26 protein-coding genes are annotated in these 23,461 nt (G+C 56.3%); 8 read left to right on the forward strand and 18 right to left on the reverse strand.

The window, feature by feature from the left end:
- Positions 1-153: 153 nt before the first annotated feature.
- Positions 154-1,419 carry an MFS transporter gene (locus ABLQ08_RS19135; RefSeq protein WP_352945200.1) on the forward strand — a complete coding sequence of 422 codons (1,266 nt, stop codon included), beginning with the start codon at positions 154-156 and terminating at the stop codon, positions 1,417-1,419.
- Between the two features lie 6 nt (positions 1,420-1,425).
- Here ABLQ08_RS19135 and ABLQ08_RS19140 read toward each other — a convergent pair whose 3' ends face one another.
- From ABLQ08_RS19140 to purC, 8 genes are all read right to left on the reverse strand, one after another.
- Positions 1,426-1,878 (reverse strand): cysteine rich repeat-containing protein, encoded by a 453-nt coding sequence (locus ABLQ08_RS19140; RefSeq protein WP_352945202.1) that lies wholly within the window; start codon positions 1,876-1,878, stop codon positions 1,426-1,428.
- 239 nt (positions 1,879-2,117) lie between these two features.
- Positions 2,118-2,534: a VOC family protein gene (locus ABLQ08_RS19145; protein ID WP_352945204.1), complete on the reverse strand. Its 417-nt coding sequence runs from the start codon at positions 2,532-2,534 to the stop codon at positions 2,118-2,120.
- A 152-nt stretch (positions 2,535-2,686) separates the two neighbouring features.
- Positions 2,687-4,696, reverse strand: coding sequence for a methyl-accepting chemotaxis protein (locus tag ABLQ08_RS19150; protein WP_352945205.1), 2,010 nt, complete (start codon positions 4,694-4,696; stop codon positions 2,687-2,689).
- A gap of 187 nt (positions 4,697-4,883) precedes the next feature.
- Complete coding sequence (locus ABLQ08_RS19155) at positions 4,884-5,135, reverse strand: DUF2164 domain-containing protein (RefSeq protein ID WP_352945207.1); 252 nt, start codon at positions 5,133-5,135, stop codon at positions 4,884-4,886.
- 74 nt (positions 5,136-5,209) lie between these two features.
- Positions 5,210-5,878, reverse strand: coding sequence for a phosphoribosylformylglycinamidine synthase subunit PurQ (purQ, locus tag ABLQ08_RS19160; RefSeq protein WP_352945209.1), 669 nt, complete (start codon positions 5,876-5,878; stop codon positions 5,210-5,212).
- Positions 5,879-5,896: 18 nt separating this feature from the next.
- Entirely contained in the window at positions 5,897-6,004 is a 108-nt protein-coding gene (locus ABLQ08_RS19165; protein WP_352945211.1) for a phosphoribosylformylglycinamidine synthase-associated small membrane protein, read from the reverse strand.
- 15 nt (positions 6,005-6,019) lie between these two features.
- Positions 6,020-6,259, reverse strand: coding sequence for a phosphoribosylformylglycinamidine synthase subunit PurS (gene purS, locus ABLQ08_RS19170; protein WP_352945213.1), 240 nt, complete (start codon positions 6,257-6,259; stop codon positions 6,020-6,022).
- Positions 6,260-6,400: 141 nt separating this feature from the next.
- Complete coding sequence (gene purC / locus ABLQ08_RS19175; RefSeq protein WP_352945214.1) at positions 6,401-7,165, reverse strand: phosphoribosylaminoimidazolesuccinocarboxamide synthase; 765 nt, start codon at positions 7,163-7,165, stop codon at positions 6,401-6,403.
- A 311-nt stretch (positions 7,166-7,476) separates the two neighbouring features.
- On the opposite strand from purC, the gene ABLQ08_RS19180 reads away from it, so the two are divergent.
- Positions 7,477-7,800, forward strand: coding sequence for a DUF1476 domain-containing protein (locus ABLQ08_RS19180; RefSeq protein ID WP_352945216.1), 324 nt, complete (start codon positions 7,477-7,479; stop codon positions 7,798-7,800).
- A gap of 90 nt (positions 7,801-7,890) precedes the next feature.
- Here the strand turns inward: ABLQ08_RS19180 and ABLQ08_RS19185 are convergent, their stop codons facing one another.
- Positions 7,891-8,217: a hypothetical protein gene (locus ABLQ08_RS19185; protein WP_352945218.1), complete on the reverse strand. Its 327-nt coding sequence runs from the start codon at positions 8,215-8,217 to the stop codon at positions 7,891-7,893.
- Between the two features lie 388 nt (positions 8,218-8,605).
- Between ABLQ08_RS19185 and ABLQ08_RS19190 the strand changes: the two genes are divergently transcribed.
- The gene (locus ABLQ08_RS19190; RefSeq protein WP_352945219.1) at positions 8,606-9,412 is read left to right on the forward strand and encodes an HpcH/HpaI aldolase family protein; all 807 of its coding nucleotides are present in this window, start codon (positions 8,606-8,608) and stop codon (positions 9,410-9,412) included.
- Between the two features lie 19 nt (positions 9,413-9,431).
- Here the strand turns inward: ABLQ08_RS19190 and ABLQ08_RS19195 are convergent, their stop codons facing one another.
- Positions 9,432-10,355 carry a LysR family transcriptional regulator gene (locus ABLQ08_RS19195; protein WP_352945221.1) on the reverse strand — a complete coding sequence of 308 codons (924 nt, stop codon included), beginning with the start codon at positions 10,353-10,355 and terminating at the stop codon, positions 9,432-9,434.
- 112 nt (positions 10,356-10,467) lie between these two features.
- Between ABLQ08_RS19195 and ABLQ08_RS19200 the strand changes: the two genes are divergently transcribed.
- Both ABLQ08_RS19200 and ABLQ08_RS19205 read left to right on the forward strand, forming a co-directional pair.
- Entirely contained in the window at positions 10,468-11,412 is a 945-nt protein-coding gene (locus tag ABLQ08_RS19200; RefSeq protein WP_352945223.1) for a DMT family transporter, read from the forward strand.
- 231 nt (positions 11,413-11,643) lie between these two features.
- Positions 11,644-11,841: a hypothetical protein gene (locus ABLQ08_RS19205; protein ID WP_352945225.1), complete on the forward strand. Its 198-nt coding sequence runs from the start codon at positions 11,644-11,646 to the stop codon at positions 11,839-11,841.
- Positions 11,842-11,859: 18 nt separating this feature from the next.
- Here ABLQ08_RS19205 and ABLQ08_RS19210 read toward each other — a convergent pair whose 3' ends face one another.
- The 3 genes from ABLQ08_RS19210 to purB form a co-directional block, all read right to left on the reverse strand.
- Entirely contained in the window at positions 11,860-12,414 is a 555-nt protein-coding gene (locus tag ABLQ08_RS19210) for an RBBP9/YdeN family alpha/beta hydrolase (protein ID WP_352945227.1), read from the reverse strand.
- Positions 12,415-12,445: 31 nt separating this feature from the next.
- Positions 12,446-13,195, reverse strand: a complete 750-nt coding sequence (locus ABLQ08_RS19215; protein WP_352945228.1) for a metallophosphoesterase family protein — start codon at positions 13,193-13,195, stop codon at positions 12,446-12,448.
- A 189-nt stretch (positions 13,196-13,384) separates the two neighbouring features.
- Complete coding sequence (gene purB / locus ABLQ08_RS19220) at positions 13,385-14,713, reverse strand: adenylosuccinate lyase (RefSeq protein ID WP_352945596.1); 1,329 nt, start codon at positions 14,711-14,713, stop codon at positions 13,385-13,387.
- Between the two features lie 157 nt (positions 14,714-14,870).
- On the opposite strand from purB, the gene ABLQ08_RS19225 reads away from it, so the two are divergent.
- Positions 14,871-15,350 carry an NUDIX hydrolase gene (locus ABLQ08_RS19225; protein WP_352945230.1) on the forward strand — a complete coding sequence of 160 codons (480 nt, stop codon included), beginning with the start codon at positions 14,871-14,873 and terminating at the stop codon, positions 15,348-15,350.
- A gap of 113 nt (positions 15,351-15,463) precedes the next feature.
- A complete protein-coding gene (locus ABLQ08_RS19230; protein WP_352945232.1) occupies positions 15,464-15,808 on the forward strand; it encodes a hypothetical protein in 345 nt (114 codons plus the stop codon).
- 151 nt (positions 15,809-15,959) lie between these two features.
- Here ABLQ08_RS19230 and ABLQ08_RS19235 read toward each other — a convergent pair whose 3' ends face one another.
- From ABLQ08_RS19235 to ABLQ08_RS19255, 5 genes are all read right to left on the reverse strand, one after another.
- Entirely contained in the window at positions 15,960-17,570 is a 1,611-nt protein-coding gene (locus ABLQ08_RS19235; RefSeq protein ID WP_352945234.1) for an APC family permease, read from the reverse strand.
- A 280-nt stretch (positions 17,571-17,850) separates the two neighbouring features.
- Positions 17,851-19,158 carry an NAD(P)/FAD-dependent oxidoreductase gene (locus tag ABLQ08_RS19240; protein ID WP_352945236.1) on the reverse strand — a complete coding sequence of 436 codons (1,308 nt, stop codon included), beginning with the start codon at positions 19,156-19,158 and terminating at the stop codon, positions 17,851-17,853.
- A 157-nt stretch (positions 19,159-19,315) separates the two neighbouring features.
- Positions 19,316-19,987, reverse strand: coding sequence for a ribulose-phosphate 3-epimerase (gene rpe / locus ABLQ08_RS19245; RefSeq protein WP_352945238.1), 672 nt, complete (start codon positions 19,985-19,987; stop codon positions 19,316-19,318).
- A 122-nt stretch (positions 19,988-20,109) separates the two neighbouring features.
- Positions 20,110-20,847, reverse strand: a complete 738-nt coding sequence (locus tag ABLQ08_RS19250) for a DUF2259 domain-containing protein (RefSeq protein ID WP_352945240.1) — start codon at positions 20,845-20,847, stop codon at positions 20,110-20,112.
- A 92-nt stretch (positions 20,848-20,939) separates the two neighbouring features.
- Positions 20,940-21,914, reverse strand: coding sequence for a sodium:proton symporter (locus tag ABLQ08_RS19255; RefSeq protein WP_352945242.1), 975 nt, complete (start codon positions 21,912-21,914; stop codon positions 20,940-20,942).
- 109 nt (positions 21,915-22,023) lie between these two features.
- On the opposite strand from ABLQ08_RS19255, the gene ABLQ08_RS19260 reads away from it, so the two are divergent.
- A complete protein-coding gene (locus ABLQ08_RS19260) occupies positions 22,024-23,292 on the forward strand; it encodes an NAD(P)/FAD-dependent oxidoreductase (RefSeq protein ID WP_352945244.1) in 1,269 nt (422 codons plus the stop codon).
- The last annotated feature ends 169 nt before the right edge of the window (positions 23,293-23,461 follow it).

The raw sequence follows: 23,461 nt of genomic DNA on the forward strand, positions 1-23,461 counted from the left end.
CTCGGGTGGAGGGGGGGGAGTGCGGCTGACGCAGAGGACAATTCGCCCGTGTCCCGGACATAACATAGACTTCAATTGAAGCGACGAAGTGTGCAAGCCGGCTGCCGGCCGATCTTTGCCTACAAGGGGAAGCAGGGAAATGCGACAAATCTCATGACTGCTCGCGGTTTGAAGCGCAAACAGATCCTTGCCGGAGCCATCGGCAACACGCTCGAATGGTACGACTTTGCGATCTACGGCTTTCTGGCGCCCATAATCGGAAAGGTCTTTTTTCCATCTGAAGACCACCTGGCGTCCTTGCTGGCGGCCTACGGAGCACTGGCCGTCGGGTATGCCTCCCGGCCGATCGGGAGTGTCATCTTTGGACATATCGGAGACCGGTTTGGCCGCAAACCGGCTTTGATGCTCTCTGTCGGCATTATGGGCAGCGCCACATTGGCAATCGGTGTTCTGCCGGGGCATGCGGAATTCGGAGTTGCTGCCAGTGTGCTCTTGATTGTTCTGCGCTCAGTGCAGGGACTGTCGGTTGCCGGTGAATATGCAAGTTCTGCAACTCTTCTGGTCGAGCAGGCGCCAACTGAGAGGAGAGGGGTAGTGGCAAGTTGGGTAGTCGTGGGCTGTAATCTCGGCTTTCTGATGGGCTCTGCTGTTGCCGCTCTTGTCAGCAATGTGATCGGAGACGAGGCCATGTTGGCCTGGGGGTGGCGCCTTCCTTTCCTGATTGGTGCGGCCATCGCGGTTTATGCGCTGTTGCTGCGTAGAAACATGTCCGAGTCACCGGTCATGGAAAGTACCGCAACAAAGCCGAGAATGCCCATCCTTGAAGTGTTGAAGGACCATTGGCGAACGATTGCCCACATTATCTGCCTGATCCTGCCGACCGGCGTGACCTATTTCCTGGTCTTTGTTTATGCTGTCTCTTATCTCACGGATCAGATGCACTATTCGACCGCCAAGGCCTTGAACATTACAACCCTTGCCCTTGTGGTTCTGGTTGCCGTGACACCTGTTGTCGGTCTTGTGGCAGATAGATACGGACGCCGTCCCGTGATGTTCTTTGTTTCCATCGCGAGTCTGTGTCTGACATGGCCGCTTTGGTTTGCCCTGCATCAGCCATCTTTGGCCTGGATTCTCTTTGCCCAGTTGAGTTTTGCAGTCATCAACGGTGTCGGATGGGCGATGACTGTGCCAAACATGGTGGAGCTTCTGCCCTCACGGGTGCGATGCAGCGGTGCAGGCATCAGCTACAACATCTGTCTGGGATTCTTCGGAGGAACGACGCCATGGTTCGCGACCTACCTGATCGCGCGAACCTCCGATGACTATGCTCCTGTGTACTATGTCATGGCGATTGCCGTGATAGCCTTGCTCGCGACTCTGAAGATGCCGGAAATGAAAGGCAAACCTCTAGGGTTGTAACCAGGGTTACTTCAGATGTTCCAGAACAGACCTGGCTTCAGCGTGACACGATTTGCTGACCTTGTTGGACCAGGCATAAAGGCATGCCAGAAGGCGGCCCTTGCCAGGTGGAACCCCTTTGCATCGAGACTTGATGTCGGCTGCGCAGACCTGCCTAAGTTTGGCTTCGCCGGGCGTGTTTCTCATTTTCAGGACGTCCGGGGGGATCATTTTCTCGAACATCCGGCTGGTTGTTACTTTTGTCAGCTCCGGTCGGCACGATGTCGAGATCTTGTTGTCATGGGCAAACAGGCATGCGGAAATGCGGCCGCGTCCCTCGCGAACGCCATTGCACAGCGAAGCTATATCGGCTGAGCAGGCGGTCATGAGGCCGCTGGCATAAGCCGGGCGAAGCGGAGCAGATGTGATCGGAAGCGCAAGAGTAATGGCAACCGCTGTGGCTGAAAGAAAATTGACCATTTGTTCTCACCTCATCAATGCAGCAAGCCCCCGACATCCTGTGTGTGAACCGGAGAATTTTACCGCAAAGTGGGACTTGTCGTAACCTGATGGAACGATCAGGGCAGTGTGTTGTCCTTAACCGCTTGCGATCTTCGCTGAACGTAGGCCACGTTCGCCCATCGGCGGGCCGCCTTGAACTTTGCGAGGCCGGACAAGCGTCGATATCGACAATCACGACTGCTTTCGAACGTGACCTTTCAGCTGCCGGCTGGCTGCTCGTCGCATCCCACCATCCAGTGAATGCCGAAGCGATCCGTGAGTGTCCCGAATCCGGTACTCCAGAATGTCGGGGCAAAGGCCATCGTGATCTCGCCGCCTTCGGCGAGCATTTCAAAGACGTTACGGGCTTCTGCCAGCGCAGGAAGACTGAGCGTGACCGCGCATCCGGACATCGCGACTGCGTCGCCCATGATGTTGTCCGAGGCCATCAGCAATCCGTCACCGATTTTCAGTGAGCTGTGCATTATCCAGGTCTTGCGCTCTTCGGGCACCGGAAACTCCGGTGGCATTTGCGAGGCGGGCATCAGCTCGGGCGTGCCGCCGAATATCTCGGCATATCTGGCCATGGCCTGTGCACAATTGCCGTTGAAGAAGATGTAAGGAATAGGTTGCATCGGTTTGCCTCTCTCGTTGGAGCAGCTCGGCAAATCCTAGCACACTATGGGTTGATTGGCTGTTTGGCACTGTCCGGGCAATGCGCAGCGCTCACGGATGAGCGAATGCCGGGTGAACTTCATGCGCACCCGGCAGCTACTCTGTTGGCACATTACGCTGCGGAGACTTCCTGAAGGAAATCATCGATACGCTGGTTCATCCGGGCATTGATTTCGTTTACTTCATCCGACGCTTCGTGAATGTCCTCAGCTGAGCGGCGGGCTTCGGAGGCCGTGGACAAAAGCTCGGAAACGTTGTCAGCCATCTGCTGAGTGCGGTTGGCAGCTTCGTTGATGTTGTGGCTGATTTCGTTGGTCGCCACGGTCTGTTCCTCGACGGCGCCGGCAATCATGGACGTACTGGTCTGAACATCGGTAATGATGCGCGAGATGTTGGCCATGGCGTCGACGGTTGCGCGGCTGGAAGACTGTATGGCCTTGATCTGCGTGGAAATTTCCTCAGTGGCCGTTGCTGTCTGATTGGCGAGCGATTTCACTTCACTAGCGACGACCGAGAAACCGCGGCCGTGTTCACCCGCACGCGCCGCTTCGATTGTTGCATTGAGGGCGAGCAGGTTAGTCTGTTCGGCAATTGCCTGAATGAGAGCGATGATTTCGTCGATCTTCGCGCTTGCCTTGGCCAGCTGATCGACGTCTTCATTTGTCGTGCGTGCGCTTTCACTGACCTGACTTATCTGGTCCGAGGTCATGTTCACTTGTTCGGAAATCTCGTTGATCGAGCTGCTCAGCTGTTGAGTTGCCGATGCGACGGTCTGAACGTTTTCCGATGACAGTCTGGAGGCGTCATCCGCAGAAACGGCCTGTTCCGTATTGCGATTGTTGACGTCCTGCAGCTGTTCAGCGGTACCTCTGGCTCGAGTGATTGTTCCGTCCGCGGTTTCCAGAAGACTGACTATGTCCTGACGGAAAGCTGCGATCGTTCTTTCAATGTGCTCCTGGCGCTCAACCTTGACCGTGTTTTCCGTTTCGATTTCAGATTCAAGCTTGCGTCGGGCGCGCGCATTGTCCTGAAAGATCAACAGGGCACGCGCCAGTTCACCGACTTCGGTCTTTACCTCGGTGAGCGGGATCTGATGATCGATTTCGCCACGGGCGAGATCGTTGGTTGCGCTGGTAATGGCTCCCAGATTGCGGGAAATGCTGCGAGTAATAACATAGCTGGCAATTGCGAGGACGAGGAACGTGATCAGGATGGCCGCGAGAATGAGCCCGGAAATCAGTGATTTGGTCGCAGCCAACTCGGTTCTGACCATATCCGCTTGCTCTGTTGTAGCCCGAAGTTGCGCTGTCAGGGCGGTGTCCAGCTGACCATAGCTGACATTCACGGCATCTTCGAAACCGGTCAGCGTTGTTTCTGATTGCGCCAGCGTGCCGATCCCGCCGTTCAGATCCCGCAACAGGCCGGTCAACGCTTCGGCAAAATCCGGATCGAGGTCCGGATCCTGAAGAAGCGTGGTTAGCTGGGTGAGGCCGCTGTTGATTGCAGGCAAGTAGGACGTGTCGGAAAGCGAAAGAAGTTTCTGAATATCGCGCCGCGCCGTCTCAAAGGCGAGCGCCGCCTGGAAAACTGCAGGTTGATCGTCAAATTCCAGTTCCTCGGATATACGTGAAGACGCTTTTGTAATCGCGTTGCTCACGTCAACGAGGTGACCGGAAGGACTGTCAATGCCTGCCTGACCTTCTTCACCGACTTCGACAGACAGGCGATCCCGATAACCGATTTCCTTCAAAGCTTTGCGATATCCGTCGATGGCGGTGAGATACTGATCGTAAGCAGTGGCCACCGAAGAAGCCACATCCGCCTCAGAGAGGCTGGTTTCTGTTATCGACAGCCTTTTGTCCAGTGCGGGGAGGGTGTCTGCTTCGCGATCGGCGCGCATGGTCTGCTCGGCGACACGCAGCGCAAGCATCTGTCTCTGAAAACCGGCGAGGTCGGCGTAAGTTTCGTTGATTTCCTGATATTTGGCGGTCGCCGCTTCGATCATTCTGTCGGAAACAAGATTTGCGATGCCGACGAAGGAAAGACCGGCAACAGCTCCTAGTGCCAGGACAACAACCCTAAGCTTTAGCGGTGTGCGATCGAGTACCTTCACCTTGTCCATAACTACCCCCATCGTTTGGAACAGGTCGGGTCAATTATGGTGATTTTTGACAGGAGGTATGAAGAACAGATTAAAACATATGAATTATTGTATGAATTTATTACGGTCTGTTTTAGGGCTGAAACTGAAGACTTTTTCTGTTCTTGCTGCGGTGTGTCGTTCTTGCGGGTGGGGAAGACGACTTGGCTCACTCACCCGAAACGAGCTTTTCCATGGCGGAAAGTTCGCTGTTGATGTCCTCGGCTTTGCGCTCAACCAGAATTTGCGCGTCCTGAAGGCCGAGATTGTAGCAATGATTGCCGGCAGTCTTGACGAGGAATTCCACCAGTTGTTCGGCATCCATGTTGCCGATCTCGAGATCCAGCTCGTCTTGTACGAATCTCTGGACCTGGCGTCCAAGCGCTGCACGGTCCTGATGGGAAAGTTCAATATCCGCCATTTCAACCTCTTGATCCAAAGCAGCAGCGGCGAGAAGCCGACTGCCGCAATGCTGAAAATGGCGAGAGCCTAGTCTCAGGCAGCCTGTTCGACAACGCTTTCGAAAAGGAGGCGGCCATCCAGACCTCCGTGCAGCGGTTCCACCAGGTTCTCCGGATGCGGCATCATGCCAAGGACGTTGCCCTTGTCGTTCATGATACCGGCAATGTCATTGATCGAACCGTTCGGGTTGGTTCCGTCCGCGTAACGGAAGACAACCTGGCCGTTGTCTTCGATCTGCTTCAGCGTCTCGGTATCGGCGAAGTAGTTGCCGTCGTGATGGGCAACCGGGCAACGCCAGACCTGACCTTTTTCGAATTTCGAGGAGAAGCGGGTCGCATTGTTGACCGTTTCCATCTTCACTTCCTTGCAGACAAAGTGAAGATCCGCATTTCGCATCAAGGCGCCGGGCAGAAGACCGGCCTCTGTCAGGATCTGAAATCCGTTACAGACACCCAGAACCGAGACACCGCTCTCAGCCTTGGCAACCAGGTCCTTGAGGATCGGAGAGCGAGCGGCAATCGCACCGGCACGCAGATAATCGCCATAGGAGAAACCGCCCGGGACAACAACAAGGTCTACGTCCGGCAGAGTGCTTTCCGTGTGCCAGACGCTTTGTGGACGGGCGCCGGTTATCTGTTCCAGCGCGTGGAACATGTCACGATCGCGGTTGGAGCCTGGGAAAACGATGACGGCGGTTTTCATGGGGCTGGTTCCGTTGGTTCAAAGCAGAGTAAAGACGGCAATTGCTGCCGCGAGCGCCGGCACCAGAATGAAAACCGCCGCCTTGATCGCCATGAAGGTTATGGCTTTGCGGGTATCTTCATCCATTGCCGGTGATCCGAATTAGACGATTTCGATCGCGTAGTTTTCGATAACCGTATTGGCGAGCAGCTTTTCGCACATCTGCTCCAGCTCGGCTTTCGCAGCGGCCTGATTTGAGCCATTGAGCTCGACGTCAAACACCTTGCCCTGACGGACCGAGTCGACATCGCCGAAGCCAAGGCCGCCCAGTGCACCTTCAATGGCCTTTCCCTGAGGATCGAGAACGCCGTTTTTCAGGGTGACGATCACGCGTGCTTTCATGAGTCTTGTGTCTCCATCAACGTCTGGCAGGACAATTTGGGAGCGTCCTTACACCAGCTTGTCCCGTTCTGGAAGGGAAGAAGGGGCTTGAAACGAAAAACCCCCGCTAATCTTTCAATTGCGGGGGCATTTGCTTCGAACTTACTGCACCAGCGTCGGGCCGGTTCCGGCCGGGCGCTCATTGGCGGCTATGATGCCGAGGCGCTTGGCGACTTCCTGGTAGGCTTCCAGCATGCCGCCCATATCTCGGCGGAAGCGGTCCTTGTCCATCTTGTCGTTGGTCTCGATGTCCCAAAGACGGCAGCTGTCAGGCGAGATCTCGTCCGCAACCACAATGCGCATCAGGTCGCCCTCAAACAGGCGGCCGCACTCGATCTTGAAATCGACGAGACGGATACCGACGCCGAGGAACAGGCCGGAAAGGAAGTCATTGACGCGGATGGCCAGCGCCATCATGTCATCCAGCTCCTGCGGGGTGGCCCAGCCGAAAGCGGTGACATGTTCTTCGGCGACCATCGGATCATCGAGTTCGTCATTCTTGTAGTAGAACTCGATGATGGAGCGCGGCAGCTGAGTGCCTTCTTCAAGCCCCAGACGCTTGGCAATAGAGCCGGCAGCGACGTTCCGGACCACGATTTCCAGCGGAATGATCTCAACTTCGCGGATCAGCTGTTCGCGCATGTTCATGCGGCGAATGAAGTGGGTCGGAATACCGATCGCATTCAGATTGTTGAAGATGAATTCCGAAATACGGTTGTTGAGCACACCCTTGCCGTCAACAATCTCGTGTTTCTTGTTGTTGAAGGCGGTTGCATCGTCCTTGAAGTGCTGAACCAGGGTACCCGGTTCCGGACCTTCGTAAAGAATCTTTGCTTTACCTTCATAAATGCGCCGGCGGCGGTTCATGGGCTATACCGTGTCGTTTTTTAGAGAATCCATCGAAAGGGTTCTTGCTCACCTTGTATGATTTCCACCGGGATTGTTCCATCGACCGGCGGGCGCCTTCAGGCTGCAAACCCTGTTTTGCGGCGCGGAACTTACCCGAAGACAGAGAAAAGTACAATCTTATGTTTTCGCTGTTATTTGCAGACCTGTTATGCTTTTGGAGCAAGGGAGCATGTACTGCGTTGATTTGCCGGGCCGGCGGGGATATGCAAGAGACCAAATAAGCCCCATATGGGGAGAAGTGCATTAGCGCAGTTCAGGAGACGATAAGTATGAGCACATTCGACAAGCGCGAACAGGGATTTGAAAACAAATTCGCGCATGACGAGGAGCTGCGGTTCAAGGCAACCGCACGGCGCAACAAATTGCTGGGACTTTGGGCTGCCGAACACCTGGGCTTCGAAGGGGACAAGGCTGAAGAATACGCCAAGGAAGTTGTCCGTGCCGATTTCGAAGAACCGGGTGACGAAGATGTCTTCCGCAAGATCCGCGAAGACTTCGACGCCAACAACGTTGACCAGTCCGACCATCAGATTCGCCGCACCATGGACGAACTGATGCATACAGCAATCGAGCAGCTGCAGAACGAAGGCTGATCCCACTCGTTGCAGAAAAGATCAAGCGCCCGCCGGTTCCGGCGGGCGCTTTTGTTGTTGCGTGCAGGAATCTCAGGATCCCGTCAGGCGTCACTCAAACGTATAGGAACCGAGATCGCAGAGGTCCAAGCCATAATCTTCCAGCGTTTCACCATCGGTAAATGAGGCGCGGATGTCGTAGGCGCAGGTGGACAGTCCGTCCTCAATCAGAACCTCCGTCTCATATCCGGCATCCAGATAACCACCGTCCATCAGATTGTCTTCCCAGGAATCTGAGCTGGCGGGGGAAACGAAGAAGCCGGCGATCGGGGTGTCGGTGTCATTGATCAGCGTGAATTGAAGATCTTCGGCGCTGGCCGGTGCAATCAGGAGGGTCGTGGCCAAAAGGGCTGCGGACGATAGTGTCTTAATTCTCATTTGTTTTCCTTATTTGCAGCCGCCACTGTCCCGGCTGCGTCAACTCAATATTGGATTTACCCTTGCCCAATCCGTGACGAATGTCGCCAACCTCTCTATTGGCATAATTTACGGCGTAACTTTGTCGAAGAAGCATGGCAAAGCACCTTTCAGGCGGCGCAAGCACGCTGCTGCCGGGGAGTGTCTGCAATCATCCATCAAGATCCGGACTCCGGGCTTTTGACATGAATTCGAACTAAAGAACAATGCTGTCGTCGGTGGTGCGTTCATCAACTGTCTGGCCCGGCTTGTGTGGAAACAGAATTCCGGCATCCGCATTCCCTGCAATATGTACTTGCGATTGGTTGTTGGCGCGGATTTCATAGCGGCTGAAACAAGGAGATCGCCTGTGTCAGAAAAGTCCTTCCTCGCCGAAAAACTGTGTTCCGGAAAACCGGTGGTCACAGCGTGGTCGCTGCTGTCTGCGCCCCTGGTGCCTGAGTTGCTTGCCCGCGCAGGCTACGAGGCGGTGACGCTTGATCTTCAGCATGGCATGCTGGATTTCGAAGCGGCCGTTGAAACGATGGCGCTGATCGCGCTTGGCGGGGCCCACCGAATCGCTCGCATTCCCGTTGGCGACAACGCGCTCGCCGGGAGATTGGTCGATATGGGAGCTGAGTGCATCATCGCGCCGATGATCAATTCAAAGAGGGAAGCGGAAGAATTTGCGCGTTCCATCAAGTACCCGCCGGTCGGGGAGCGCAGCTGGTCTCCCTTCAGGGCCGCTATGCTGAACGGGCAGACCAGCGACCAGTATCTGAAGAATGCCAATTCCCAGACGCTGTCCCTGGCCATGATCGAGACGCAAGACGCCATCGACGCACTGGACGATATCCTGTCGGTTTCAGAGCTCGATGGCATATTTGTCGGACCGAGCGACCTTTCTTTGTCGCTGTCGCAGGGCAGTGCCCTCGATCCGAACGGTGCCGGTACGGCTGAGGTCTGCGCTCGAATTGCCGAAAAAGCCCGGGCAGCCGGAAAACTTGCGGGTATTTTCTGTCTCAGCGGCGAGAAAGTGGAAGAGGCTGTTCAACAGGGATACCAGCTGATGTCGCACGGCATCGACACAATCTTCCTGGATCACGCGGCGCGCGCGGCCCTGAAAGAGGTGGAACAGCTGGCACAGGCAGGCGGGGGTCCCAAGGCCGGTTACTGAAGTTTCTCGGCAGACCGGGTCATTGACCGGGGTGTCCGTGGGTTTCCCAGGAAGGGCATCCCGGCCCATAGAGGGCAGCGAAATGGTCGATAAAAATCCTGACCTTCCTCGGAACCAGTTTTCTCGCGCTGTGCACTGCGTAGAGTGTCTTGGAGGCCATCTCGTGCTGCGGAAGAAGCAGCAGCAGCTTACCCGAAGCCAGGTAGGAGCCGGCGATGAAAGTCGGCAGGCGAACCACGCCGAGACCGCTCAGGGCGGCTTCGCAAAGCGCTTCGCTGTTGTTGACCTGAAAGTTGCCGGTAACTGCGACAGTCTCCTGACCAAGTTCTGATTTGAACACCCAATCGTCCTTATTGTCCGAATAGGAAAATAGGATGCAGTTGTGGTGGATCAAGTCTGCAGGAACAGCAATTGATGGTGCCTGTTCCAAGTAGGAAGGGGCTGCGCAAACGACACTGTCGAGCTGTGCCAGCTTCCGGCAGATGAGACTGGATTCCGGTAGATCCCCAACTTGAAGCGCAAGGTCGCAGCCTAGCTCGTGCGGGTTCAGCTTTCGGTCGTCCAGATGAAGGTCGACCGAAAGTCCGGGATAAGCTGACAGAAACCCCGGAACATGTGGCGCGACATGCAGTTTTCCGAAAGACATCGGCGCCAGAACCTTCAGTGTTCCAATGACTTGGTCACTGTGCAGGCGTGCGGATGCTTCCGCTTCCTTCAGTAGATCCAGTGCCTGCAAGGCATGGACCAGGTAGCGTTCACCAGCCTCGGTCACCCGCAGATGCCGGGTTGTGCGTTCCAGAAGGCGCACCGACAGATGCCGCTCAAGCGCACTGACGCGCCTGCTGACGGCAGATTTGGAAAGTCCAAGTCGGTCGGCAGCCTTGGAAAAACTGCCGGTCTCTGCAACGGCCGCAAACACTTCGGCGGCTGTGGGCGTATCCATGTTGTTGTGTTTCCTGCAACAAAGATTTGCATTTTGTCATGATTGTTGCATGTAGTGAATAGGGATACCTGATGGGATGAGGAGTTTTTCCGACAGCCAGCAGGAGCCCAATATGCAGAACCCAATACAAGAGCTTGGCCAGAGCGAACGCGGTTTTCACGCTGCCAGGGCCAGTGCGCTCACGGTCGCCATTGGAGCATTGGTTGGAGGCAATTTTGCCTTGGCGAAGTTTGTGGTTTTGAAGGGAATCCCGCCCTTTGCCGTATTCTACTGGCAGATTGCCGGTGCCGCAGTCCTCTTGACTGGGCTCGCGGTGTTTCAGTCCGGCCACCGGATCTCCGGGCAATTCTCCGCCGCTCATTGGCGTTATTACGTGATCGGCGGATTTTTGGGTATCAGCGTTCCGCAAACCCTCGGATACTTCGCTTTGCGGGAAATGCCCGCTGGCCTGTTCACAATGGCGGTGACGCTGTCTCCCTTGATGACATTTCTTGCCGCCTCCGTTTATGGGCGCCAATTGTTGCCACGCCGGCGTGTCTTAGGTCTCATCGCAGGGCTCTCGGGAGTGCTTCTTGCTACTTTGCAGGGGATCGGCAGTGCTTCGTTCTCCTTGTCGGCATGGGGACTTGCTATGAGTGTTCCGGTGTTTCTTGCGATTACGAACGTGTTCCGGGACAAGGCCTATCCGGCCGGAGGACAACCTTTGGTGCTTGCTGCCGGCACGCTGGCGTCTCAGGCCGTCATGCTGGTCCCGGTTGCCTATGGCGTAGGTGCATTTGACCTGCCATTTGATGCGATACTCTCGCTGGGTTCTTATCTCGGTGCGTTGATGGCGATTACCGCACTCAGCTACATCCTCACCTTCGAACTGTATCGCCATACCGATGGTGTCGGCTTCAGCCAGGTCGGCTATTTTGCAACTTTGTCGGGAGTAGGTGCGGGCGCGCTGTTCTTCGGTGAAAAGATCAGCGGATTGTTTGTCCTTTCCGTTGTCCTGCTATTTGCCGGAATGGCGCTTGCCAACAAGAAAGACGCGCAAGGCGACGGCACAAAATAGGATCGCAACAGTTGGCGGGGGACTGACACCATGTCCGATCAAAACTCCATCACACAGATACCCGCCGATGACGCAGAATGTTGACTTTGGTCAATGCGCCAAGTTTCAAAAAGTTGCAACTAACAAGTCATTGCAATTGCGACGGTTTTGGAGTCGGAGCGACAATTCGGCATCCGGACGGAAAGCCGCCGCGTCCTGATGGGGAACCTTATGTGGAAATTGGCGACTATCATGTTCATTATCGTCGGACCGACGCTTGCCGGAATAGGCGCTCTGGTGCCGCTCACCATGTTTGGGGTCGGTGACATCGATGCGCTTTTGCTGGTTGGCTGTGCCGCAGCCGGTGCCCTGGCTGCACTACCTGTCAGCTACTACATCGCCACCAAGGTTGGAGCCTTGATGGGGCCAAAGACGTCGGCCCAACACTGACGTCAGGTGACAGCAGGTTTACCTCAGCCGTTTCATGAAATGGGCGAAGGACATCATGCCTTCCGGCCAGGGGCCGTGCCCGCTTTCCAGGTTGATATGACCGGCTTCACCGGCATCCTGGAACGTGGCTCCCCAGGCCTTGGCAAGATGTTCCGAACGCTCATATGTGCAGTAGGGATCATTCCGGCTTGCAACAACATGGGTGGGGAAGGGCAGCGGATCCGTAGGGACCGGCTTGAAGTCACCACCGTCGAATTCCTCGACAAGGCCTTCTCTGTCCCAGTCCGATGGGGCAACGAGGTAGGCGCCCTTGACCTTGTCCTTTAGGACGTGGGCGCCATGGGCAACCAGAATGCAGCCGAGCGAGTGCGCCACCAGGACAACGGGCCGCTTTGCCGCGTCCACTTCACCGACGAGCGTCTCCAGCCATTCCTTTTTGGAAGGAGCATGCAACTCGGTCTGCTTGACCACGCGCGCGGTCGCCATCTTGTCCCGCCAGCGCAACAGCCAGTGTCCGGGCAGGATCTGACCGTAACCCGGAATGAGCAGAATGTCGGTCTCGGAAATTTTCATGCTGGAACCTTAACTTCTCTAATTCGCACGTTCAGGAGAGGGGGCCGAAAAATCCGTGTTTCAGCCCCGCCGCCCACATCGGGCGGCCATGTTTTGCAGCTTCACGGCTGGCGGCATCCCAGTCATATTCGATGATCTTGTCTTCAAATGTCCAGTTGCCGGTTGACTTGGTCATGACCGCGTAGCGGGCATGCGGACTGCCTGCTGCCATCTTCTGACGAAGGGGGTGGTTTTCATCATAGGAAGGAAAACCGACACTTCCCGGATTGAGGATTATCTGGCCCGTCGAGGGAAGCCTCACGACACGCGGGATATGAGTGTGTCCGCAGCAGATTATGGCTGCCTTTTCTCCCTTCAGTTCCGCAACCAGGGTTTCTTCGTCCGGCAGATGGCCCTTGGGGCCTTCGTTCTTTTCGGTCAGATAGCGGTCATCATTGTCCGGTGTTCCGTGACAGAGGTAGATCTCGTCACTCAAGCGGATCTCTGTCTGGCTGGTTTTGAGCCATTCATGGCTTTCCGGCGAGAGCGACCGAGCGGCAAAAGCGTCCGTCCACTTCATGTTCTCAATCGGGTCTTCGATCAGAAACCGGTCGTGGTTGCCACGAACGGTCGGCCATGCGGTTTCACGCAAGATGGCTGCCGTTTCTTCCGGCCAGAGGGGAGCAGAAACACAATCGCCCAGATTGACGACCATGTCGGGCGCTTCCCGTCGAAGGTCCTCAAGCACGGCCTCGAGCGCAAGAACATTGCCGTGAATGTCAGAAACGACAGCAACTTTCATCCGATATCTCCGGAACTTATTTGTTACCCGGGTTGATGTGCGATCTCACGAAAAGACCCAGAACGCCGAAGTATCCGGAAAACAAACTTTGAGAATAATAAACAAAGGGCCCCTGCCGAAGCAGGGGCGGCAATTTTCTTCGCGTCCGGGAGGTCTTGCGAAGGCAAAACCCCGTGATCCCGTTCAAGATCAGCTTTCGCCGAACACCCGCTGGAAAATCACATCGACATTCTTGGTGTGGTAGCCCAGATCGAAGCGGTCGCGGATCTCTTCTTCGGAGAGATACTTGCGAACGTCTTCGTCGCCCAGCAACTCGCTCAGGAAGTCGACGGATGCAGCACCCGCAACCTGATAGCTGTCCCAGACCTTCATGGCATTGCGCTGAACGAGGCGGTAGGCATCTTCTCGAGAGGAGCCTGCCTGTGTCAGAGCCAGCAGGATGCGCTGGGAATGCACCAGACCGCCGAGGCGATCCATGTTGCCGATCATCCGCTCCGGGTAAACCATCAGCTTGTCGACAACGTTTGTGAGGCGCGCAAGCGCAAAGTCGAGCGTCACTGTCGCGTCCGGCCCGATCATGCGTTCCACGGACGAGTGGGAGATATCACGCTCATGCCACAGGGCGACGTTTTCCATTGCCGGGATGGAGTAACCGCGAACGATACGGGCAAGACCGGTCAGATTTTCTGTCAGCACCGGGTTGCGCTTGTGCGGCATCGCGGAAGAACCCTTCTGGCCCTTGGAGAAGAACTCCTCGGCTTCCAGAACTTCCGTGCGCTGCAAGTGACGGACCTCGGTGGCGACCCGCTCGATTGATGACGCAATTACGCCGAGCGTTGCGAAATACATGGCATGGCGGTCACGCGGGATCACCTGGGTCGAGACGGGCTCGGCCTGAAGACCCATGGCCTTGGCGACATGTTCTTCGACACGCGGGTCGATATTGGCAAACGTGCCGACAGCGCCGGAGATGGCACAGGTTGCGATTTCCTCACGGGCTGCCAGAAGGCGCGTCTTGCAGCGATCGAACTCGGCATAGGCTTCAGCCATCTTGAGACCGAAGGTCACCGGCTCGGCGTGGATGCCGTGCGAGCGGCCGATGCAGACCGTATCCTTGTGTTCCATTGCACGGCGCTTCAGTGCGGCCAGCAGGGCGTCCATATCGGCAAGCAGGAGGTCGGTTGCCTTGACCAGCTGAACGTTGAAGCAGGTGTCAAGGACGTCCGAAGACGTCATGCCCTGGTGAACGAAGCGGGCATCGGGGCCGACGATCTCTGCCAGATGGGTCAGGAATGCGATGACATCGTGCTTGGTCTCGCGCTCGATCTCGTCGATTCGGTCGATGTCGAACGTGGCGCTGCCGCCTTTTTCCCAGATCGTCTTGGCTGCTTCTTTCGGGATGACGCCGAGTTCAGCCAGCGCGTCGCAGGCATGGGCCTCGATCTCGAACCAGATGCGGAATTTGGACTCCGGAGACCAGATGGAAACCATGTCAGGGCGGGAATAGCGCGGAATCATCGCGGACAAGACCTCGTCTTTTTAGGAAATTCTGGCTGCGGAATAGCAAAAGGGGGCGGCACCTTCAATGGAAGGACGCCGATTTTGCTTGCGAGAGAGCGCACAATGTGAATTTTACAGCTCGTTGTTCGACTATCAGCGCCTTCTGGAGACGGTAATGACAATCTGGCGACCGGCAAACACGATCACGGTGAAAGCCCTTGCTCTGATCTGGCAGGACGACGCTTTGCTGCTCTCGGAAGTTCAGGACGATGCCGGCAGGGTGACAGGAATGCGTCCACTTGGTGGTACGGTTGAATTCGGTGAGCCGTGGCGGGATGCCCTTCAGAGGGAATTCCTGGAAGAACTGGGCGCCCGGATCACGCTTCTCGACAACTTCTTTGTCATGGAAAACCTTTATGAGCACCACGGCGTTTTAGGGCATGAGGTTGTGTTCCTTTGTCACGCGCATTTTGCCGACAGCCGTTTTTACCAGAAGGACAGTTTCTCATACGACCTGAATAACGAGACAACCGGTCTGGCAACCTGGATGTCACTCGATGAGCTGGCCGCCAAGCAATTGGAACTCTATCCGGTGGGCTTGAACGAGAAACTGGCAAAAACCGTTACGATCAAATCCGGGCGCAGATACAGCTGATCCAGGGGGACGCTCCTTTGAAGGTCCTCGAATGATTTAGCCTTTGTTGAGAATTGTCGTGCTGTCCTTCGGTCAGTTTCAGACCGATTTTCAGCTGATCATTGGAGACAAGAATGTTTTTCCGGCCGATACGTGTTTCGCTTGCGCTTGCCCTGATCGGCGCATCCTCTCCTGCATTTGCAACCGATCCGGACTTCAAGGCCATTCTGTCTTCACCTTCCGGAGCATCCGGACTCGCAGCAGCCATCTCCAGTCTCGGACAATGCAATACGAAACCGGAATGGACAATCAGCTACGATCCGGACACCGATAAGGAAAATCCGAACCATGTATATGTCGGGTGTCAATACGATCCGGATTGGGAAGAAGGCAACGACCTTTACGACAAGGGGGTGCTTGCCAAGTTCATAGAGGCCGAAGGGGTGTACTATCTGGAGAGCCTGACTTCTCTTCCCTGAATGTTGCTACGGCGGGTTTCCAGACCGGTAAGCGAGATTGCTGGCAATCTTGAGAGGGTGACCTCTCGCGGTTGACCAGATGGATACTCACTTTTCTAATCTATTGCTTTAGAAAACATAAGTAACTATCTTACTTCTTTCATTAAAACTACTATATCTTGAAGTCGGTGCTTTCGACAGGAGCGTCTTCGGCTGAATCATACTCGCCAATTTCTTCCAGCTCTTCTTCGGCGAGGTAGAGGGCGAATTTGTCCTTATGCAGGCTGAGGCGAATTGCGAGTACATAAACGCAGGTTGAAAGCAGGCCGACCGCCAGAATGTCCGGGCCGACCGGAATGAGACCGGCGCCTCCGCCAAACGATCCGAGATATGACAAGGAGACCAGTCCAACCAGATAAGGCGCCAGCCAGGAGGCTTCGCGCCAGTCGAGACTGTCGAAGCCGCCTTGCGTGCTGCGAATCAACAACAGGGCGAATCCGATGGCAAGGCAGATACCGAGGTGGATCATCGTGTCCCAGCCGCTCCAGTAAATGATCAGACTGGCGACCACAAAAGCCAGGCATCCGGTAACAGGCGCGGCCGGCAGGACGAAGGCCCTCGGGGTGTTGGGCAGGAGGCGCCGGAAGGCCATCACCGCAATCGGTCCGACAACAAAAGACAGGACGATCGAGGAAGTATTGAGAGACAGGACCTGTCTGAATGGCAAGGCAATGAAGAAGATGGCCGCGACGACGAAGTTCACCAAAAGCGCAAACAGCGGCACACCACGCTCTGACAGGGTTTCCATGAATTTCGGGAAGAGACCGTTTTGAGCCATAGCAAGGCCGAGACGTGCATTCGACCCAACCGAAACAAGACCGGACGCGAAGCTGGAAATACGGGCGCTGGTATCCAGGATGCTGACGATCCAGAGCGCTCCCACTGCAGTCGCCAGTGAGGCCATGGGACCGAGTTCTCCCGCAAAATGCAGCGAATGCCAGCCTTTCTCAAGCTGGGCATGATCGAGAGCGCCCAGGAAAGCCAGCTGCAGGCCGCCATAAATCAAGAGGCAGACCACCAGGCTCAGCACCAGCGCAAGAGGAATGTTGACCTTGGGATTGCGCGCTTCTCCTGCCATATCGATCACATGCCGGAAACCGATCAGCGCGAAGATGACGCCACCCGTCGAAATGGCCGAGAGGATGCCCTTCACCCCTTCAGGTGCAAATCCTCCATAGTCGCTGAAATTGGCGTATCGAAATTCGGATGTCAGGATAACGGCCGCAAGCAGCGCGGGCACCAGGATCTTTACCCATGTGAGCGCGGTGTTGATCCGGGCGAAGAACTTGACGCCAAAGGCATTGAGGACCGTGAACACCAGAAGGAGAAGGCAGGCGACCCCAAGACCGGAGGCGGACAGTTGATTGTCGGGCGTATAGAGCCAGGGCGCGAGGCTCTTGGAGTAGCGCAGGACGGCTTCAACCTCGATCGTGGCTGTCGTGTTGTAGCCGATCCAGGCGGTCCAGCCCATGGTCATGGAGACGACCGAGCCGTGCGAAAAGTGGGGAACACGGCCGATCCCCCCGGCAACGGGAAGGATCGTCGCGATCTCGGCGAAGGTTGCCGCCAGAAGCAACATGGCAAAGCCACCGATTACCCATGCGATCATCGCTGAGGGGCCTGCGGCCTGAGCGGCCAGAAGCGGCGCAAACAGCCAGCCGGAACCCAAGATCCCGCTGATCGCCACGAAGGTCAGGCTGAGCAGCCCTATGCTGCGTTTCATATGCGCCAAGACGATTCCCTCAAATCACTTCTGATGACTGTAGCCGAGAGTGCGTCTTTGCGGGAAGCAGGTTGTGGGGGAAGTTGACGCAGCTTTTACATCGACGGACCGCCGGCGGTTAGACGAGAAGCAGGTCGCCTGTTTCGATCAGAACAGCTGCAGGCGAGAGGATCAGTTCTCCCGGGCAGAACTTTGTTTTTCGGCAGTGTTGCCGGCAAGGCTTTCAAGCTTTGCGAACTCACACGCATAACGGTCTGCACCCGGTACGTTGATCGCGGCTTCAGCGGTCCAGACCAACGCCGCGAAAGCGTTTTTTGACAGTGAAATAGGCTCCAATGTCCACCAGAGGGCGCGGTGGGATCCAGGTTGCCGGTGCGGAGGCCAGGCAATCGCGCACCAGGTCGGTGTCGGCGCCGCAGGCATAATCGGCCAGCGCATGGCCAAAAGCGGTGCCGCGGCTGACACCCGAGCCATTGTAGCCACCGGCGAAATAGATGTTCTTCGCAGTCTTGCTGAAAAAATTGGTGCTGTTGCGGCTGATGCCCTCCACACCGGACCAGGCGAATTCGAAAGGTACATGGGCGAGCTGAGGGAAGCGACGCTCAAAACTTTCACGGTGGACCGCTTGCCGTTGCTGCAGTTGGGCATCGCTCAACAGCTGGCCGCCGTTGTATTCGGCGGTGTTGCGAAGGCTGATGCGTCCATCGACCGTCAATCGAACGGTAGCACCTCCGCCGTGCAAAGAAAGAACACCCCAGTCGGAAAGTGATCCCAGGCTTGCTCGCTCATCTTCAGACAGAATGCGTGTGAAGCTGCCAGTCAACGTGGAAGCGCTAAGACGCCGAGCAAGGAAACCGAGCTTCGGCGCTTCGAAGTTTGTCGCCAGCAGCACATTATCGGCTAGCAGCGCGCCGTCGGACGTTACCAGTCGAAGAGGAGCGCCGCGTTCGATGTTTATGACGGGACTGTTTTCAGAGAGGTGTACGTTGGAGGGTAGCGTGTCGGCCAAACCGCGGACGAGGGCAGCTGGTTGAACGAGTGCACCTGCGTGGACATGAATGCCGCTGTGATAGGTTTTTGTTCCGAGGCGGTCAGCAAGTTCGGCTGTGTCGAGTGGCGTGTGCGCGATTTCCAGAGCCGACAGATATTCGAGAAAATAATGGTATTCGGCCTGGGAGCGGCTGTCTGCGGCAGTATGATAGAACCCCTGTTCACGCCACTGACAACCGATGCTATTTGCCTCGATACGTTCCCGCAGCAGCGTCAATCCGGCCTGGTTGATCCGATTGACCCGCCGGTATTCGTCTATCTTCTTTTGGGAAAAACCTCCACCGAAGTGGCTGACTGCAACGGCATAACCAGAGTTTCTTCCGGAAGCGCCCTGACCGACTGCACGCGCGTCGAGAAGAACAATTTTCTGGTCCGGTCTGTTCTCGGCGAGCCGGCGCGCCGCTGCCAAACCCGTCACACCCGCTCCGACTACTGCCCAATCAGCCCGATGCTCCCCTTTAAGAGGGGGAGTTGCCTGTCGCGGAGGCAGAAGTTCAGCCCATCCGTGACGGTCGGTTTCGAATTTGCCGTTGTTCACCGAAGTTCGTTCCTGGTTTGTCGTGTGCTGTAGATTATCCACTTAGACCGTTGGTGCCGGGAGCCACACAGTGCAATGAGCGGGATGTGCGTGAAAGGGCTGTCGAATTTCACTGGTGGGCCGAAGGCGCAACAACTGCGCCGTCGGCTTATCGGTTTCAGGCTTCCTGCGCCGACTGCCGGATTGCGGAAATGTTGGAAGCATAGCTTTCAACAGAACCGCCTTTGAACACAGCGGAACCGGCAACCAGAACGTTGGCGCCTGCAGCTGCCACCAGAGGAGCCGTCTCCGGCGTGACGCCGCCATCGATTTCCAGATCAATCGGGCGATCACCGATCATTTCTCTGATGCGCCGGGTCTTTTCGACCTGGGAATGGAGGAATTTCTGTCCGCCGTAACCGGGGTTCACGGTCATTACCAGGATGAGGTCCAGCCGGTCGAGCACGTATTCCAGCACGTTTTCCGGCGTTGCAGGGTTCAGCGAAACGCCGGCTTTCTTGCCGAGGTTGCGGATGGCCTGCAAGGAACGGTCAAGGTGGGTCGTGGCTTCGGCGTGAACGGTGATGATGTCGGAGCCGGCTTTTGCGAATGCTTCCAGATAAGGGTCGGCCGGCTCAATCATCAGATGGGTGTCGAAGACCTTGTCCGTATGCGGGCGAAGCTTGGCGATCACATCCGGACCGAAGGTTATGTTGGGAACGAAGTGACCGTCCATGACATCCAGATGGATCCAGTCCGCACCGGCTTCCACCACATCGCGGACCTCCTGGCCCAGTTTGGAAAAGTCAGAAGCAAGGATGGACGGAGCGATTTTGATGTCGCGCGGCATTTTGGGTCTCCCGGACTGGTCAATGCGGCCGGTTTCGAACCGCTCAGACTTGATGATGCCGCGCTAGCACTTCTGCACTTGCAGGGCAAGGTGCAGACAGGTTTCTCAATCGGTTTAGACGTTCAAAGCCGACCCGTTATTGCCAGATATCTGCGATCCGGTCCTTCGAAGCCGAAGCTGTCCATCTGGATCAGTACGGCGAATACAGGTGGAGCCTGTTCGGGATAGTGAGTGACTATTCGCTCAATACGATAGGCGTGCGGGCAAAGACGGCTGCCCGGGACGGATTTGTCTTCGTTCAGCGTTCGAGCGACGTCGTTGAAGGTCATCGTCAGTCGGAAACCCTTGGTCTGTGTGCCGTATCCCTCGCATTTCGCGGAAGGTATCGGGTACTCTTCCATGGTCAGTTCCAGGGGTGTTTCTTTGCGGTGGTCGGTATTCCAAAGGGAAACAATCATCTTGTGGGGATCGGACGACAGCTCCGTGCGCGGGTTGATGCCAACTGTTTTACCTTTTCCTGCAATGGCCTTGCTTTGCAGGAGGGGCTGCGCGGACGCCCTGTTTTCGGCGCGGGTTTCACTCAAAAAAGCGTCTTCGTCGTAGACATCGTGGTCATTGATGTCGTCTCGACGGCGAAATGGAGACGGCGCCACCCAGCTGTCCCCAATCACGTCGAGAACGAAAATCTCCGAATAGGGAAAACCGGAACCATCCTGGACACCGTATTGTTCGAAGGCGAAATAGCTGCCATTCTTGGAAAATCCAAGGACGTGGACTTCCGCGTCATCGCCTGCGACCGCGACCGGACCGAAAACCGAAACACCAATCGCTGTCGTCAGGGCCGGCAAGAATTTTCGCAAGCTTGCGCTCCGCAACAAATCAAAGAAAGGCACAAAAAAGCTCCTCACGTTTCATCCGTGTTTGCTGGAGCTAAGCACATAGCTTGTTGCGTTCAGGTCTGCTGCGTCACAGTTTTTGCGTTTTGGCGGCAGAAAATCCGCACGAACGGCTTCAGCATGAGTGGCAACATGTAAATGGGAAACTGCCCCACCGCGAACCAGAGCCAGGTGAACTCGGGAAGAGTTCCGCCAAAAGCTGCCACCATCAGACCCATGTTTCGGGTTCCGCAAGTGTGGGCGATCGAATAGGCATCCTCGCGAGAAGCGGGCGCAAAAATAATCAGGGACAGGCTGATCTGGATCAGCGCCAGACCAAAGGTGAGGGCGGTCAGACCAAGTGTGTAAAGCGGTTTGCTGGCAAAGCTCGCTGCGACACCGTCCATGGCGGCAATTGCAAAGAACAGGAGAAGCAGCACGTTCAGGCCGCTGATATGAAGAGAGCTGCGGGCGAGGCGCTCAGGGCCGGCAAGTTTTCTGAAAACCGCCGAAAGAACGAATGCCCCGGCGAGCAGCATTGACAGTTGAACGGCCAGTCCACCGACGCTCAAGGGCAATGACGGGCCGAGCATGAGTTCGCCGACAAACGGGGCGGTCAACGGAGTAACAATCAGGGCGGCGACAGAAAGCGCAAGGCTGAGCGTGCCGTCGAGGCCAAGCAGATAGATAAAGGCAGGGGCTGCCATGACCGGAGGGGCGGCTGTTGAAATGTAAAGCGCCAGGACCACGTCCGGACCGAGAGCGGCGAGCCCCGAAAACTCGATCGCCAGATAGGTAAGAAGCGGTGCGCCGAGCATCATCCAGATGAGTGCACCGACAAGAAGGGCGGGCCGCCGCAATCTTTGCCTGATCGCATTTTGATCAACCCGCAGGAAAGCAAGGGTCAGAAGACTGAAAACGGCAACGGGAAGGTAAGGCCGCAAATAGGCGGACAGCGCCGGAACCGCCATTCCGATGAAGATGCTCACAGCCAGAGCCGCGGTTCCGTGGCGTCCGATCCAAGCCAAACCTGCCGGGAGCATTCGAATCATCTAAACTTGTCTCCTGAAATCGCGCAGTGTGGCAGGCACCTTGCGCCTCATAAAGGATCCGGAACCTGGGCGCCAGATTAATCGAGATTTGGATTCCGCCGGAATGGGCATGACAAAACAGGCACGGCAAACCACACCCTTTGATGTCATGGTCCTTGGTGCGGGAATGGTCGGGGTATCCACGGCCATTCACCTGCACAGGCTAGGTCTCGATGTTGCCCTTGTCGACTGGAAACATCCTGGCGGCGAAGCTTCCTTCGGAAATGCCGGTATCGTTCAGCGGAACGGATTCACGCCGCACGCTGTTCCCACCAACCCCCAACAACTCCTTGGTATCTTCCTGAAGCAGTCCAGTGCGGTGTCCTATGATCTGGCGACACTGGTGCGTCTCTTTCCATGGTTGCGCCGCTACCACCTGGCCAGCAGCGGCAGCAGTGTTGAACACTACGCCAAGACGGTGGCGCCCTTGAGGGCATTGGTCGTGCAGGAGCATCTTGATCTCGCCAGATCCACAATCGCAGACAGGTTCTACCGCATGGGGGGCTGGCTTCACGTTTACCGCAGCACGGGTTCCTTCAAGGAAAGCGAGATCGAGCGGTATTACGCCAGAGTTTTTGGGGTCGACTACAAAGAACTGGCTTCAGGTGATGTGAACAAGCTCGAGCCGGGCCTCAAACTTCCTGATCTCAATGCGGTTCACTGGACCGAAAGCTGTTCCGTCTCGAACCCGGGGGCGGTGGTGGACGCATTCTGGCGCGGCTACGTTCAGGAAGGTGGGGCTTACTTTCGAGGGGATGCTCGAAAGCTGCAAAATCAGCGAGGAAGCTGGTCCCTAGAGTGCGAGCGCGGGTCCATAACAGCAAGAAACGCTGTCATCGCGCTCGGGTCGTGGTCAATGGACGTTCTGAGCAAACTCGGCGAAACCTATCCGCTGGCTGTGAAGCGCGGGTATCACATGCATTTTCAGCCACAGGCAGGTGTATCGCTGTCGCGGCCGGTGGTGGATGTGGAGAACGGTTTCGCGATGACACCCACGGACAAGGGGATCCGTCTGACAACCGGTGTGGAGCTTGCCGAAAGGGACGCTCCACCCAATCCGAATGTCATCAAGCTGGCCAGGCGCCGGGCAGAAGAACTGTTTCCGCTGGGGCGGGCTCTTCAGGACGAACCCTGGCTCGGGTCGCGGCCCTGCTTGCCGGATTCGTTGCCGATTGTGGGGGCATCTCCAAAAAACAAGGGGCTGTGGTTCAATTTCGGTCATGCCCATGACGGTTTTACATTCGGTCCGGTCACGGGCCGCATATTGGCCGAACTTATCAGCAACAGGACACCTGTCGTTGACCCTTCGGGCTTCTCTCCGACCAGATTTGCGGTCTGACTGAGCCTCGTCACATTCCTAAACCCTGCCTAAACTCCGGAGGCACGGCCATAAACCTTGGTTTATGAGCCGGTTTATAAGCTTTTCTGTTATGGCGAAATGAGATTTCCGCAGGCAATTGAAGTCAAGCCAGCGGAACATTCGTTGGCGGTCTGAACTCCAAATCAGT

The organism is Roseibium sp. SCP14 (assembly GCF_040329475.1).
Lineage (GTDB): Bacteria > Pseudomonadota > Alphaproteobacteria > Rhizobiales > Stappiaceae > Roseibium.

What these genes read in the sequence shown, in the direction of transcription:
- ABLQ08_RS19255 (WP_352945242.1), bottom strand. Translation starts at nt 21,914, where the DNA reads ATGATTCGAATGCTCCCGGCAGGTTTGGCTTGGATCGGACGCCACGGA.
- purS (WP_352945213.1), bottom strand. Translation starts at nt 6,259, where the DNA reads ATGAAAGCACGCGTGATCGTCACCCTGAAAAACGGCGTTCTCGATCCT.
- ABLQ08_RS19180 (WP_352945216.1), top strand. Translation starts at nt 7,477, where the DNA reads ATGAGCACATTCGACAAGCGCGAACAGGGATTTGAAAACAAATTCGCG.
- ABLQ08_RS19135 (WP_352945200.1), top strand. Translation starts at nt 154, where the DNA reads ATGACTGCTCGCGGTTTGAAGCGCAAACAGATCCTTGCCGGAGCCATC.
- ABLQ08_RS19140 (WP_352945202.1), bottom strand. Translation starts at nt 1,878, where the DNA reads ATGGTCAATTTTCTTTCAGCCACAGCGGTTGCCATTACTCTTGCGCTT.
- ABLQ08_RS19195 (WP_352945221.1), bottom strand. Translation starts at nt 10,355, where the DNA reads ATGGATACGCCCACAGCCGCCGAAGTGTTTGCGGCCGTTGCAGAGACC.
- ABLQ08_RS19155 (WP_352945207.1), bottom strand. Translation starts at nt 5,135, where the DNA reads ATGGCGGATATTGAACTTTCCCATCAGGACCGTGCAGCGCTTGGACGC.
- ABLQ08_RS19225 (WP_352945230.1), top strand. Translation starts at nt 14,871, where the DNA reads ATGACAATCTGGCGACCGGCAAACACGATCACGGTGAAAGCCCTTGCT.
- ABLQ08_RS19210 (WP_352945227.1), bottom strand. Translation starts at nt 12,414, where the DNA reads ATGAAAATTTCCGAGACCGACATTCTGCTCATTCCGGGTTACGGTCAG.
- ABLQ08_RS19230 (WP_352945232.1), top strand. Translation starts at nt 15,464, where the DNA reads ATGTTTTTCCGGCCGATACGTGTTTCGCTTGCGCTTGCCCTGATCGGC.
- ABLQ08_RS19145 (WP_352945204.1), bottom strand. Translation starts at nt 2,534, where the DNA reads ATGCAACCTATTCCTTACATCTTCTTCAACGGCAATTGTGCACAGGCC.
- ABLQ08_RS19200 (WP_352945223.1), top strand. Translation starts at nt 10,468, where the DNA reads ATGCAGAACCCAATACAAGAGCTTGGCCAGAGCGAACGCGGTTTTCAC.
- ABLQ08_RS19185 (WP_352945218.1), bottom strand. Translation starts at nt 8,217, where the DNA reads ATGAGAATTAAGACACTATCGTCCGCAGCCCTTTTGGCCACGACCCTC.
- ABLQ08_RS19260 (WP_352945244.1), top strand. Translation starts at nt 22,024, where the DNA reads ATGACAAAACAGGCACGGCAAACCACACCCTTTGATGTCATGGTCCTT.
- ABLQ08_RS19235 (WP_352945234.1), bottom strand. Translation starts at nt 17,570, where the DNA reads ATGAAACGCAGCATAGGGCTGCTCAGCCTGACCTTCGTGGCGATCAGC.
- purB (WP_352945596.1), bottom strand. Translation starts at nt 14,713, where the DNA reads ATGATTCCGCGCTATTCCCGCCCTGACATGGTTTCCATCTGGTCTCCG.
- ABLQ08_RS19165 (WP_352945211.1), bottom strand. Translation starts at nt 6,004, where the DNA reads ATGGATGAAGATACCCGCAAAGCCATAACCTTCATGGCGATCAAGGCG.
- ABLQ08_RS19150 (WP_352945205.1), bottom strand. Translation starts at nt 4,696, where the DNA reads ATGGACAAGGTGAAGGTACTCGATCGCACACCGCTAAAGCTTAGGGTT.
- rpe (WP_352945238.1), bottom strand. Translation starts at nt 19,987, where the DNA reads ATGCCGCGCGACATCAAAATCGCTCCGTCCATCCTTGCTTCTGACTTT.
- purC (WP_352945214.1), bottom strand. Translation starts at nt 7,165, where the DNA reads ATGAACCGCCGCCGGCGCATTTATGAAGGTAAAGCAAAGATTCTTTAC.
- ABLQ08_RS19205 (WP_352945225.1), top strand. Translation starts at nt 11,644, where the DNA reads ATGTTCATTATCGTCGGACCGACGCTTGCCGGAATAGGCGCTCTGGTG.
- ABLQ08_RS19215 (WP_352945228.1), bottom strand. Translation starts at nt 13,195, where the DNA reads ATGAAAGTTGCTGTCGTTTCTGACATTCACGGCAATGTTCTTGCGCTC.
- purQ (WP_352945209.1), bottom strand. Translation starts at nt 5,878, where the DNA reads ATGAAAACCGCCGTCATCGTTTTCCCAGGCTCCAACCGCGATCGTGAC.